The organism is Mycobacterium lehmannii (assembly GCF_001499925.1).
Classification (GTDB): Bacteria; Actinomycetota; Actinomycetes; order Mycobacteriales; family Mycobacteriaceae; genus Mycobacterium; species Mycobacterium lehmannii.
Window position 1 is genome coordinate 224,718 of sequence record NZ_LQIR01000067.1, and the last position, 12,954, is coordinate 237,671.

At 67.0% G+C, this 12,954-nt stretch carries 11 protein-coding genes; 7 read left to right on the forward strand and 4 right to left on the reverse strand.

The window, feature by feature from the left end; all coding sequences use genetic code 11:
* Window positions 1-19 precede the first annotated feature (19 nt).
* From AU192_RS23110 to AU192_RS23135, 6 genes are all read left to right on the forward strand, one after another.
* Window positions 20-2,359, forward strand: coding sequence for an arylsulfatase (locus AU192_RS23110; protein ID WP_064399839.1), 2,340 nt, complete (start codon window positions 20-22; stop codon window positions 2,357-2,359).
* A gap of 328 nt (window positions 2,360-2,687) precedes the next feature.
* Window positions 2,688-3,137, forward strand: coding sequence for a hemerythrin domain-containing protein (locus AU192_RS23115; RefSeq protein WP_242657004.1), 450 nt, complete (start codon window positions 2,688-2,690; stop codon window positions 3,135-3,137).
* Between the two features lie 25 nt (window positions 3,138-3,162).
* The gene (locus AU192_RS23120) at window positions 3,163-3,783 is read left to right on the forward strand and encodes a TIGR03085 family metal-binding protein (protein ID WP_064399841.1); all 621 of its coding nucleotides are present in this window, start codon (window positions 3,163-3,165) and stop codon (window positions 3,781-3,783) included.
* Window positions 3,784-3,823: 40 nt separating this feature from the next.
* Complete coding sequence (locus AU192_RS23125; RefSeq protein WP_064399842.1) at window positions 3,824-4,756, forward strand: LLM class F420-dependent oxidoreductase; 933 nt, start codon at window positions 3,824-3,826, stop codon at window positions 4,754-4,756.
* A 39-nt stretch (window positions 4,757-4,795) separates the two neighbouring features.
* On the forward strand, window positions 4,796-5,260 hold the full coding sequence (locus AU192_RS23130) for a hypothetical protein (RefSeq protein ID WP_064399881.1): 465 nt from the start codon (window positions 4,796-4,798) through the stop codon (window positions 5,258-5,260).
* Window positions 5,261-5,279: 19 nt separating this feature from the next.
* Complete coding sequence (locus tag AU192_RS23135; RefSeq protein ID WP_064399882.1) at window positions 5,280-5,741, forward strand: hypothetical protein; 462 nt, start codon at window positions 5,280-5,282, stop codon at window positions 5,739-5,741.
* On the opposite strand, the gene AU192_RS23140 is transcribed toward AU192_RS23135, so the two are convergent.
* From AU192_RS23140 to AU192_RS23155, 4 genes are all read right to left on the reverse strand, one after another.
* Window positions 5,738-7,234, reverse strand: a complete 1,497-nt coding sequence (locus AU192_RS23140) for a dynamin-like GTPase family protein (RefSeq protein WP_064399843.1) — start codon at window positions 7,232-7,234, stop codon at window positions 5,738-5,740. The two genes, AU192_RS23135 and AU192_RS23140, sit on opposite strands and share 4 nt — an antisense overlap.
* Before the next feature lie 79 nt (window positions 7,235-7,313).
* Window positions 7,314-9,176: a dynamin family protein gene (locus tag AU192_RS23145; RefSeq protein ID WP_064399844.1), complete on the reverse strand. Its 1,863-nt coding sequence runs from the start codon at window positions 9,174-9,176 to the stop codon at window positions 7,314-7,316.
* Window positions 9,177-9,274: 98 nt separating this feature from the next.
* A complete protein-coding gene (locus AU192_RS23150) occupies window positions 9,275-10,270 on the reverse strand; it encodes an IniB N-terminal domain-containing protein (RefSeq protein ID WP_064399845.1) in 996 nt (331 codons plus the stop codon).
* 261 nt (window positions 10,271-10,531) lie between these two features.
* Window positions 10,532-11,047 carry an Rv0340 family IniB-related protein gene (locus AU192_RS23155; RefSeq protein ID WP_064399846.1) on the reverse strand — a complete coding sequence of 172 codons (516 nt, stop codon included), beginning with the start codon at window positions 11,045-11,047 and terminating at the stop codon, window positions 10,532-10,534.
* A gap of 232 nt (window positions 11,048-11,279) precedes the next feature.
* Between AU192_RS23155 and AU192_RS23160 the strand changes: the two genes are divergently transcribed.
* A partial coding sequence (locus AU192_RS23160; protein WP_064399883.1) for an Hsp70 family protein occupies window positions 11,280-12,954 on the forward strand: 1,675 nt, incomplete at its 3' end.

Here is a 12,954-nt window from a genome sequence, read left to right on the forward strand (position 1 = left end):
GAACCAGGGAAGGACAACGATGCCCGAACGCGCTGCCACCGAGATGGTCGCTCCGAAGCTGCCGTGGGGTGAGACACTACCGTTTCCTCCCACCCGGTCGGCGAGCGTCGCCGGGCGCACGCTGAAGGAGTCGACGTACGCCCAGCGAGTGGTCCCGTGGCGGCTGCACGACGACGCACCCAACATCGTGATCGTGCTCATCGACGACGCCGGCCCCGGCCTGCCGAGCACCTTCGGCGGCGAAGTGCGCACCGGCACCATGGATCGGGTCTGTTCGGAAGGTGTGTCCTACAACAGGTTCCATACCACTGCGATGTGCTCACCGACCCGCGCGTCGCTACTGACCGGACGCAACCACCATGAGATCGGCAACGGCCAGATCGCCGAACTGGCCAACGACTGGGACGGTTACGCCGGCAAGATCCCGCGCTCCAGCGCGACGGTGGCTGAGGTGCTCAAGCAGTATGGTTATGCCACAGCCGCGTTTGGCAAATGGCACAACACCCCCGCCGAGGAGACCACTGCCGCCGGGCCGTTCGAGAACTGGCCGACGGGTCTGGGTTTCGAGTACTTCTACGGGTTCCTCGCGGGAGAGGCCTCGCAGTACGAGCCGCATCTGGTCCGCAATACCACCGTCGTCGCCCCACCGCGGACCCCTGAAGAGGGGTATCACCTGTCGGAGGACCTGGCCGACGACGCGATCTCGTGGTTGCGTCGGCACAAGGCGTTCAGGGCTGAAAGACCCTTCTTCATGTACTGGGCCAGCGGCTGCCTGCACGGCCCGCACCACATCATGAAGGAGTGGGCCGACAAGTACGCGGGTCGGTTCGACGACGGTTGGGATTCCTACCGGCAGCGGGTGTTCGACCGGGCCAAGGAGAAGGGCTGGCTTCCTCCTGACTGCAAGCTCACCGAGCGCGACGACTCGCTGGCCTCCTGGGACAGCATCCCCGAGGACGAGAAGCCGTTCCAGCGCCGCCTCATGGAGGTCGCGGCCGGTTACGCCGAGCACGTCGACGTCCAGGTCGGCCGTATCGCCGACGAACTGGACGCGCTGGGGTACGGCGACAACACGCTGTTCCTCTACATCTGGGGCGACAACGGTTCGTCGGGTGAAGGGCAGAACGGAACGATCGCCGAACTGTTGGCGCAGAACGGGATTCCGACAACAGTCCGCCAGCACATCGACGCGCTCGACGAGCTCGGCGGTCTCGACATGCTCGGCTCGCCTCTGGTCGACAACCAGTACCACGCCGCGTGGGCGTGGGCAGGCAGCACGCCGTACAAGGGGATGAAACTGCTGGCCTCTCATCTCGGTGGAACCCGCAACCCGATGGCGGTCAAGTGGCCCGCCAAGATCGCCGCGGATTCCACACCACGTGATGTGTTCCTGCACTGCAACGACATCGTTCCCACCATCTACGACATCGTCGGCATCACTGCGCCGCGAGTGGTCAACGGTGAACCTCAGATCCCGCTGGCCGGTGCCAGTTTCGCCGCCACCCTGACCGATCGTGACGCCGCTGGCGGCAAGAAGACCCAGTACTTCGAGATCATGGGCAGCCGCGCCATTTATCACGACGGGTGGCTGGCGTGTACCCGCGGGCCGCGGCTCCCGTGGGTGCCAGGACAGCCCGAGGGCATTGCCACCTGGACACCCGATGCTGACGCCTGGGAGCTCTATCACCTCGACGAGGACTGGTCGCAGGCCGAAGATCTGGCGCAACAACAGCCCGAGAAGCTGACCCAGATGCGCGAGATGTTTGCCATCGAGGCTGCGCGCAATTCGGTGCTCCCGATCGGCGGCGGATTGTGGGTGCCCGTCTATCACCCCGAGTTGCGGATCGCTCCGCCGTACCGGGAGTGGGAGTTCTCCGGAGACATGGTGCGCATGCCGGAGTTCTGTGCGCCGGCGCTGGGCAATAAGGACAACGTCGTAACCATCGATGCCGAAGTTCCCGCCGACGCAAACGGCGTGCTGTACGCGCTCGGAGCCGCCGCCGGAGGGCTGACCTGCTATCTCGAGGACGGGTACTTGTGCTACGAGTACAACCTGTTCATCCTGCAGCGCACCAAGATCCGGTCCGGTGCGAGAATCCCGCCGGGGCGCACCACCATCTCGGTTCAAACCCGCTACGCCGAACAGCGACCCGCCGGACCACTGGACATCACTCTGGTCGTCGGTGGGGAAACCGTTGCGACAGGACAGGTTCCAGTGAGCGCTCCACTGTTGTTCACCGCCAACGACTGCCTCGACATCGGCACCTGCCTCGGTTCACCGGTTTCGCCGGACTACCGCGAACGCGCCCCGTTCCCGTTCGAGGGGCGTATCGACCGCGTCCATGTCGTCTACACCTGAGATTCGACGGATCGGTCGCACGGCGGTCTGTGTACCGCAGGTCAGCTATCACCTGCCCCCATGGACTCGGCTGCGGCGATGTGGCCGCTGAACCCCGCCCGCTCAGCTGATGAGCGGTATCGGCGCACCCAGCTTCGGTAGGGATCGGCCTCACCTACCGCCTTGGCCAGCAGAACCCTGCGGGCTTCGGGTGAAGTCTCGCTCCGGGAACTGCGCACATCAACGAGGCCACGCTCATGCCACGTTTCCGATACCTGTTCCAGGAGCGACATCGCCCGCTGCACGGGTAGCGTCGCGAGGGATGTGTCAGTACTGCGGATGCCGCGACATGCCCTTGATCCGGGACTACATCGCCGAGCACGCCCACGTCCTCAACCTGGGCGGCGACGCGGTGCGCGCGATCGACCGCGGCGACCTCGACACAGCGCGACAGCTTCTGGCGCAGATGGCCGAGGAGTTGAGCAGCCACTGGCGCGGCGAGGAGAACGGCCTGTTCAAGGCCCTCATGCGCGAGGAGTTGTTCGCCGAGCACATCGAGCCCCTCGTTCGCGAGCACCGTGAACTCGCCGACCTCCTGGCCTCCGTGGACCTGGCTCGCGAGGCCGATCAGCAGGCCATCCGCGACGCCGTCGAGGACCTCTGGGAGCACACCCGCAAGGAAGAGGACGGGATCTTCCCGGCGTCGATCACCGAATTGGACGGCGACGACTGGGACGCCGCGATCGTGGCGTGGCACGAGGCCCATCCCGGCCGGGAGATGGTCAAGTGGGGCGTGTGAGGTCGCCCGTCCCTAAGGTGGAGGAATGACCGCCGCACAACGGGAACGCGCCGCCCTCGTCGAGACCATGCGCGAGGTCGGACCGGACGCCCCCACCCTGTGTGGGGACTGGACCACCCGGGATCTCGCCGCGCATCTGGTGGTACGCGAGCGCAGGCTCGACGCCACCCCGGGGATCATGCTCCCGGCACTGGCCGGATACACCGACAAAGTGCAACGGCGGACCGCGCAGACCGACTGGGAGGAACTGCTCGACAAGGTCGCCTCCGGCCCGCCGCTGTACTCGCCGTTCAAACTGCTCGACCCGGTGGCCAACATGGGCGAGATGTACATCCATCACGAAGACGTCCGGCGCGCGCAATCCGGTTGGGAGCCAAGACCTCTGGACGACAGCACGGTCAACGCCCTGACGCGTTCGCTGCCGCTGATGGCGAAGATGACGCTGGCAAAGGCGCCCGCGCGGATGACGCTGAAGACACCGCAGGGCAAGGTGCTGGCCACGGTCGGAAAGGGTCAACCACTGACCATCGTCGGCGAAGCGCAGGAACTGCTGCTGTTCATCTCCGGTCGCGACGAAGTGCGTTTGGACTTCGACGGCGACCCGGCGACCGTCGAGGCGGTGCGCGGAAACCGTCGCGGCCTGTGATCCGTCGGTCGTATCTAAGCTGGCGTCCGTGAGCGCATCGGTGGATTTCCGGGTTTTCGTCGAACCGCAGCAGGGCGGGTCGTACGCCGACCAGCTCGCCGTCGCGCGAGCCGCCGAAGATCTGGGCTTCTCCGCGTTCTTCCGATCCGATCACTACCTGGCGATGAGCGGTGACGGCCTGCCGGGCCCGACCGACTCCTGGGTCACGCTGGCGGGTATCGCGCGCGAGACCTCCAAGATCCGCCTGGGAACGATGGTGACCTCCGCGACCTTCCGATATCCGGGCCCACTGGCGATATCGGTCGCCCAGGTCGACGAGATGAGCGGGGGCCGAGTGGAATTCGGCCTCGGCGCGGGCTGGTTCGAGGCCGAACACCAGGCGTACGCGATCCCGTTCCCGTCGCTTGGCGAACGATTCGACCGGCTCACCGAACAGCTCGAGATCATCACCGGTCTGTGGACGACGCCCCAGGGTGAGACGTTCGACTACTCCGGCCGGCACTACACCGTCGTCGACTCTCCCGGCCTGCCCAAACCCGCGCAGTCACCGCACCCGCCGGTGATCATCGGCGGCCAGGGCGCCAAGCGGACGCCAGCGCTCGCGGCGAAATACGCCACCGAATTCAACGTCCCGTTCGTAGGACTGGACACGGTCAAGACCCAGTTCGAGCGCGTCGCTGCGGCCGTTTCCGATGCCAGGCGTTCCGCCGATTCGATGACGTACTCCGCGGCGTTCGTGCTGTGCGCCGGCCGCGACGACGGCGAGATCGCCCGCAGGGCGGCCGGGATCGGCCGCGAGGTCGACGAATTGCGGAGCAACTCCCCGACGGTCGGCACGGCAACCGAGATCGCCGACAAGCTGGGACCTTTCCTCCAGGCCGGCGTACAACGGGTATACCTGCAGGTTCTCGATATGTCAGACCTCGCCCACCTGGAGTTTGTCGCCCGCGAGGTGCTTCCGCAGTTTCGCTGAGCGGGCGCACGCGGGCCCGCGGCCCTACGATCAGTGGCCGTGCCCGGCGGCAACAGCAACGACCACGGCCGCGGTGAAGACCCGCCGCAGCAGCCCTGGTACAACCGCACGCCGGAAGTCGTCGGCGCTAGCCTGCTCGGCCTGGTCGCGATCGGGCTCCTCGTGTTGGCGGTCTCCTTCGTTGCCGGCCGGTCCAGCGCGCCGCCGCAGGCCCCGCTGAACTACGTGGAGCCGACGTTCACCCCGACCGAGACCCCGACGGCCACCACCGCGACCACCGGAACAGTCACCAGCACCAACCCTCCCGAGACGACGGAGATCAACGACCCGCCGCCCTCGGAAACGACGACTTCCGGCAGCGAGACGACCTCGAGCAGTGAGACGACTACAAGCAGCGAGCGGCCGCCCACCAGCGAGGCTGACGAGGACGACGCGGAGACCACGACCCGTACGACGCGCCGACCCCGGACGAATGTGACGCGCACGCTCTATCCGAACCCCTGAGCGCCTACTATCGGTGGCCGTGGCGCGATACGGACCTCCCGACCCGAACCATCCGGACAACGAACCGACGGCGTACATCAATTACGGCGACGGCGGCCCCGGCGCGCCGCCCGAGGAGCCGGTGCCCTGGTACCGCAAGCCCGCTGCGCTGGTCGCGTTCGGCGCGATCGGCGCCCTGCTCGTCGCCCTGATCGTGTGGGGGCTGGCCAGTCTGATCAGCGGTAATGACTCCACTACCGAACCCACGTCGCTGACGCCGCTGACGACGACGGCGCGGACCACCGCACCCGCCACGACGACGGTGTCTCCCCAGACCGTGACCGAGACCATCACCGCGCCACCGGTGGCGCCCACCACCACGGAGCCGACCACCACGACGACCACGACGACGACCACTCCGCCGCCGACGACGACGATCATCACCACCGAAACCAGCACCGAAACGGTGACCGAGACGGTGACGGCGACGCCGAGCCCCTAGGCCCGGTGCTGGGCGGCGTAACCGGCCACCAACGCCTCTGCGCTGCGGACCGCCGCCCGGCACGCCCTGGTGGTGAACGGGTCGTTCAACGGATGCTCTGCACGCCTGCGCCAGCGCTGTGCGGCCGCGAACGCCGCGCGCGGCCCGTCGTAGGGGTTGTCCGGCTGCAGGCCGAGCCTGCTCGCCGCGTCGGTACCCGAACCGCCGATGATCCGTCGCAGCGAGGCCATCTCGTCGTCGTTCAACGTCGTTGGCCGCGAACGTAACTGGCTCAGTAACCGGAGCTCTTCGAATGCGTGCGTGTCCGCGAGCAGCGGGTCGATGTCGGCCAGTATGTAGGGCGTCGCATAGATCGGGTTGGCCTGGACGAACTGCCGTAGCGACAGCAACACGGTGTGCGCCTTGAGCAGATCCGACCGCTGCCCGAACTGCTGATCGATGACCTCCCGCAACGCCACCAGTCCGCTGCGCTCCAACAATTCGTCGGCCAGCGCCACCGAATCGCTGACACCGGCGCGCAGCACCGCGATCGAAATGCGGATCCCGAACATGCCGAACCGGTCCAGCAGTGCGGCCCGCGTCGCCGCATCCACCGGCAACTGGCTGTCGTCGCGGACGAAGCGGTCCACCGACAGCATCGCCTTGGTCAGCTCGGCGGCGTCCACCGCCGCCAACTTCTCCAGCGCGACGAACTCGCTCTGCCGCAGCGTCCGTGCCGTCAACGCCAGCAGGCCGGACACCGGAACCACTGCCTGACACGTCCCGGTCCGCTCCATCTCGGCGGTGAACCGCGTCGCGACGTCCTTGGCCGACAGCATCGCATCGATGCGCCCTGCCCCGATCTCGTCGGCGCGAGAGGCCACGCCGATCACGCCCAACGCGCCCGCGGAACCGCCGACCAGCTCGCCGATCTGCTTGAGCAGCGCGATATCGGCGGCGTTCAGCGTCCGCAACAGAAAGACCACCGCATCGACCCTTGGCACCCCGTCCGCGGGTACGAGCAGGCGCAGGGTGCGCTCCGAGACGTCGCGGGACAGCGACGACGTACCCGGAGTGTCGATGATCGTGGTGTCGATCAGCTCGGCGGCCGGCCACTCCACATCGAGGTCGACGATGTCCTCGGGGTCGAGCGTGGCGAAGTCGAACGTCAGCCCGCCCTCGTTGGGATCGCGCCCGATCGGCACGTTGGATCGCCTGCCGCCGCGATGATTCGCGGTCACCTTCGGAGTGGGACCGTGCCGGAACCACGTCACAATGCGGGTGGCCTCGGTGGCGTCGGTCGGCGCAATGTCCTCGCCCACAAGCGCATTCACCAACGTGGACTTGCCCGCCTTGAGCGTGCCGGCCAGCGCGATCCGGATCGGCTGGTTGAGCCGACCGCCGATGCGCTCGAGCTCGTTGTGCACATCGGGGCGATAAGCGTAAGCAGGATCGGCCTGGTACGCCTGGATGGTTCCACCCAGGATCGCGCGTACCTGGTCGCTCGTGCTCATCTCGCGCTGCCCACCAATGCTCCTGCCTGCTCTCCGGCGTTCGGCGATGGCCAAGAGTCCAGCTTAGGCACCGCCGCGGCTACGTGGTCTTGACGGGTTCAGGCGCGGATTCGGGTGGCATCAGTTTGGTGGCGTGATCGGTGACCTGATTGAGGATGTTCAGCTGGCGCTCGAGTTCCTTGATCCGGCCGCTGCGTTCGGCCTCTTGCACCTGCGCGGCGGCGATGGTCGCCTGCAGCGACTCGTTGAGTGATCGAGAGGTCTGGTTGGCGATGCCGCGGTAGTGGTCGCGCAGCTGCCGCTGGATCGCCTTGAGCCGATCGCGCGATTCCTTGCCGACCGCGAACTGCGTGTCGTCAAGGAAGCGGCGGGTGTTGGTCTTGGCTTCGTTGCGGACCCGCAGCATCCGGTTCTCCATGTTCTCGCGGTACGCCGTGCGCCCCATCAGCAGACCCGCCCCCAGCGAGATCGGGTTGAACATGCCCAGACCCGCGAACGACGTCATCATGCCGAACATCAAAACGCCGCCGTACGAGCCCTGCATCCCCATGGTCAGCTTGCGCCCCGCACGGACCGGCCTGGCCTCCAGCTTGCCCACAGACTTCATCTCCCCGAGGCTGGCGCCCATCCGGCTGGGGTCGAGCTGGGGCATGCTGACCGCGTCGAGGCCCGCCTCGACGAACGTGCGCGCGACATCTGCGGCCAGCGCCTCGGCCCGTTGGTACGCCCAGACGAAGTTGTCGCCAACGGCCGTGGCGACCGCGTTCTCGAGTTCGGCTCCGATTTCGGCCCAGTGATGCGTCGGGTCGCAGGTGTCGATGACCTTCTCGATGTGTTGGCCGATGATGCGGAACCGCCCGCGCAGGTCGTGGTCGACATCGGCGGTCAGATCGGCGATCCCGTCGTTGAGCACCTGCTGCCACAATGCTGTCTGCTGCAACGCATCCTGGGCCTCCTGCTTGCGCCGTTCGAGGTCCTCCTTGAGCCGATCCCGCGTGTCGGGGTCGTTGAGTGCGGACAGCTCGGCCTTGACCTTGAGCGTCAAATGTTCAGCAGCCAAATAGATCTCGTTGACGACATGGTCGCGGATCCGCCCGTTCTGTAGCGCCAGCACCTGCTCACTCAGGAACTTCACGATGGCCGGGAAGTTCGACTCTTCGTTGAGTTCCTTGTCGTTGAGCGCGATCGCGTGGCTGCGCAGCAGCGAGGAGGCCGGGATCATCGGGACGGTGACACCCGCGCGTTGCAGGTGGGCCTTGTTGGCCTCGACGATCTGGCGCCAGTGCGGGTAGAGATCGGTCTTGGTCGCGATTATCGTTGCGACAGGGCATATCTCGAAGGCCTGCCGCATGAACGTCATCTCAGGTTCGGTGAACTCCTGGCTGGTGTCACTGCACATCAGCAAGGCATCGGCGTCGGGCAGCAGGCCCAGCGTCGCCGACAAATGTGGTTGACCGTGCCCGCCGACGCCTGGGGTGTCGACGAACGCGAGCCCGTTCTTGAGCAGCGGGCTGGCCGCGGTCACCTCGACCCGGATCACCTCACGCCCGTGGGCTTGCGGCGCCCTGCGCAGATCGTTTTTGATGTCGGCCATCGAGATCTCGACGGCCTCGGGTTCCTCGCCCTCGCCGCGCGCCACGATCAGCTTCGCGGCGGCGGTCTCGCCGTAGGTCACCACGGTCGGCAGCACCGTGCTCTCGTCGTCACCGACCCGCGAGACAGGAACGTTCAGAAGCGAGTTCAACAGCTGGCTCTTGCCTTGTTTGAGCTGTCCGGCGATCACCACCCGGATCTGCGGGTCGGTGATGCGGTCCTTGGCCTTGGCCAATCGCTCGACCAGATCAGCGCGATCGTTGGCGTCGGCGATCCTGCTGGTGTGGTCGATCAGCTCGACGATGACCCGTGTTTGTTTGGCCGGTTGTGGGTCGTTGCCTTGCGTCATGAAGTCCTCGCGTCCGGGTGGGCCGGTGAGTCAACGGTAGACGTGCCGACTGGCGGGGATCGTGGATTGATCCCCGCCAGTGGCGTTGTGCGGTTGGCTCAGAACAGGCCGGTGTCGACGGTGGTGTCCACATCGACGTCGGTGTTGACCTGACCGGAGTTGTCCGTCGAGTTGTCCTGTCCGGAGTTGTCGACCGAGTTGTCGACCGAATTGTCCACCGAGTTGTCCTCGATGCTCGACCCGCCCGAGATGCCGCCGGTCACGCTGCCGTCGATATCGCCGACATTGGTCTGGTTGCCATCGACATTGGTGGTGGTCGTGTCGTTGTCGTTGATCACGATCCCGCCACCCGAGCCGCCGGCCCCGCCGGTGGCGTTGCCGCCGTCGTTGCCGACCCCGATCAAGCCGCCGCCACCGTCACCGCCCGAGGCGCTGCCGCCGCTGCCACCGCTCATGTCGACATCGTTGATCACCGGGCCCTCGTTGCCGGAGATGATGTCGCCGCCGGCGGTCTGATCACCGCTGTCGTCGATCTCATTGTCCTCGCCGATGTTGACGTTGGAGTCCTCGATGTCACCGGTGTTGACGTTCTCGTTGTCATCGCCGACGACATTGCCGTCACCCTCGACGTTGGTGGCATCGATATCGCCTGCGGTGCCGGTGTTGACCACCCCGCCGTCGGTGGCGGTGTTGGTGGTCTTGTCACCAAAGGTGATGTCACCGAACTCCAGCCCGAAGTTGCCGATACCCTGCTGCTGGTCCTCACCGGCGTGGTTGACCGTGTTGGTCTCCGGGCTCAAGAACCGGGTGTCGTTGTGGCTGAGGGTGTCGTTGTTGGACAACACCTCGGTCTGGCGCTGCGGGGCGAACGCGATCCCATGCGTCTGGGCCACCGCCTGCTGCAGCCCCACCACCGGATCACCACCCCCATGCACCACCGCCGCAGGCGCCACGGTGGCCGCCACGGCCTGCACCTGGGCGGCCGAGACATTGCCGAAGCCGGCCTGGTGCAGTTCGCGGTCGGGGTCCGCCACGAACGCGGCGGCGGAGACAGGGTCACGGAACAGGTTCAGAAACCAGTCGATGAGGTTCATGTCGGATCCTTTCAAAGATGTCGGTCTTGGTCTGGTCGCCGGGCTGTCCGGCGAGCTGAGAACCACGTTATGGCCGTCGCGACGCCCCTGAAACGGGGTCGCGGCCCCTCCCTGCACAGCACCGTCCCGGGATCGGACTAGGGGTTCTGTTAGGGGATTAGGGGATGGTCCGGGGATCGGCCGAAGCGTCCGCATTCTCGAGCCGAAACGACAAAATGCGCGGCCCCTTGAGGGGCCGCGCACTCCGTCGGTTCAGGTTTGTCAGTCGAAGATGTCGAATCCGCCCGCGTCGATGTCGAGCTGCTGCACATCGGCGAGCGCGTCGCTGAAGGCCTCGCTGGTTACAACATCGTCGACGACGTCCTCGATCACCGGCTGGTCCAACTGCAACGCGGTGTCGTCGGCGTCGGCGACGCCCGGGACATCCGGCTCGGCGAGTTCAGGCACCCCCGGATCGGAGATCAACGCGGCGGACACGTCGTCCACCACATCGGCGGGCACGTGATCGCCGAACGCGTCGAAAGCGGCGGTGGCCGCTCCGCTGCTCCAGACGTTGCCTGCCGCTTCGGCGATACCGCCGTCCAGCGCGGTCGGAACGGTCGTCGGAAGCGCCGACATCGACTCCGACACCACCGGGATTAGGGCGTGGACATCGGCGCTGGTCACATTCGTCAGATTGGCGTCGAGAATGGCTTGATTCGGATCGGCGGCGAAACGCGCGGCGGCGTCGGGATCACGCACCACCGACATGACGAAGTCGAGTAACTCGTTGGCCATGAAACACCCTCCCTCCCTCGAACAGATATAGGTGGCTAGAGACAAGGCCTAGCCGAGTGGCCTGCCACGATGCTATCGACGGCGACCGCCGCGGTGATCGGTGCGAAACCCACCTGCTCGGCCCGGCCGTTAGGGGGTGCGGCGTTAGGGGATTTCGTCCCAGTAGGGGCAGCTCCCGTGTCCGAAGACGTTGAGCCGCTATCGTGATGAACGGCCAAATGTAGAGGTGGAGATGAGCGACTCACTCGGGTTGTCGATCGGTTCGACCAATCTGGTGGCGGCCCGAATCGGCCGCCCCCCGGTCATGCGCCGATCGATACTCACCGTATTCGACGATCGCGCGCCGGAGGTCGGCGTACCCGCCGAGAACCCCAACCTCAACCAACACGGCATGGTGCTGAGCGGTTTCGTCGAACGCGTCGGCGACCCGGTGCCGTTGGTCGCCGCCGATGGCTCACCTCATCGCGGAGAACGGGTGCTGGTCGAGGCGCTCGACGCCATGGCGCGCACGGTCGGCGGTGGGACCCCTGTCGTGATCGCGGTACCCGCGCACTGGGGGGCGGCGACCACGGGCGCGCTGCGAGGCGCCCTGCGGGCGGCGCCGGGCCTGGCCCCCAACGGGGTGCCGCCTGCGCTGGTGCCCGATTCGGCGGCCGCGCTCGCCGCACTGCAGGCCGCGCCGGGGCTGCCGTCGAGCGGAGTTGTGGTGCTATGCGATTTCGGCGGCAGTGGAACCAGCATCAGCCTGGCCGACGCGTCAGCCGGCTACGCCCCGATCGGGGAGACGGTCCGCTACGCGGACTTCTCCGGCGACCAGATCGACCAGTTTCTGCTCAACCACGTCGTAGCGGGCATCGCGGCCGCCAACGACGCCGACCCGGCGGGCACCGCCGCCGTCAGTTCTCTGGCGCGACTGCGCAACGAGGCCCGTGTGGCCAAAGAGCAACTGTCGGCCGACACGGCCGCGGTCGTGCACGCCGACCTGCCGGGCTTCAACTCCGACGTGCGCGTCACCCGCACCGAGCTGGAGCAGCTGATCAGCGAGCCGCTCGACGGGGTCCTCAATGCCGTCCAGGAAGCATTGCAGCGCAACGATATTCCGCCGGCAAATGTCTCGGCCGTCGCGACCGTCGGCGGCGGGGCGAACATCCCGCTGATCACCCAGCAGCTGTCGACCCGGCTGCGCGCGCCGGTCATCACCACGCCGCAGTCCCAACTCAACGTCGCTGCGGGCGCCGCGCTGATCGCCGACGCCGCCGAGGCTGCCACCGGGATGGCCGCCGTCGCCCCCGATGCCCCGACCGGGATGGCGCCGACGAGCATGTCCGCCGCCGCGTGGGCCGCAGGAGCCGCAGGCGTCGCAGCTGCCGAGTCGGCCTCCGACGGCGCAGGCTCGGCGACGTTCCGCGCCTTGGCGTGGTCGCAGGACGACTCGCCTGTCGACGAGCCGGTCCCTTATGCCGGTGAGGATTACACGTTTGAAGGGGGCGGAACCGGCGCTCGGCCCGCGATGGAGTTCGCCCACGAGGAAGAGCAGTACGAACCGGAACCCGAACCGCTGCCGTGGTACCGCAGGCCGGTGGTGCTGTTCGGCGCGGCGGCCGCGGCCGCACTGCTGGCCGCCGGTGGTCTCGCCGTCACTCTGACGAGCACCACAGGTGACAGCACTCCCGTCACCGAGACCGCGACGACCTTCGAGTCGGGACCGTCGCCGGAGACGACGACTTCGGTTGCACCACAGACGGTTACGGTCACGGGAACGGATGGGCGTCCGACCACCAGCGTGGTCCCGCCACCCCCGCCCCCGGAGACGACGACGACCACGACGTCACCCACCACCACAACCACCACCACCACGACGACCTCCACGAGGAGCAGCCCGGTGACGCAAAGGAATTCGTGGCTTC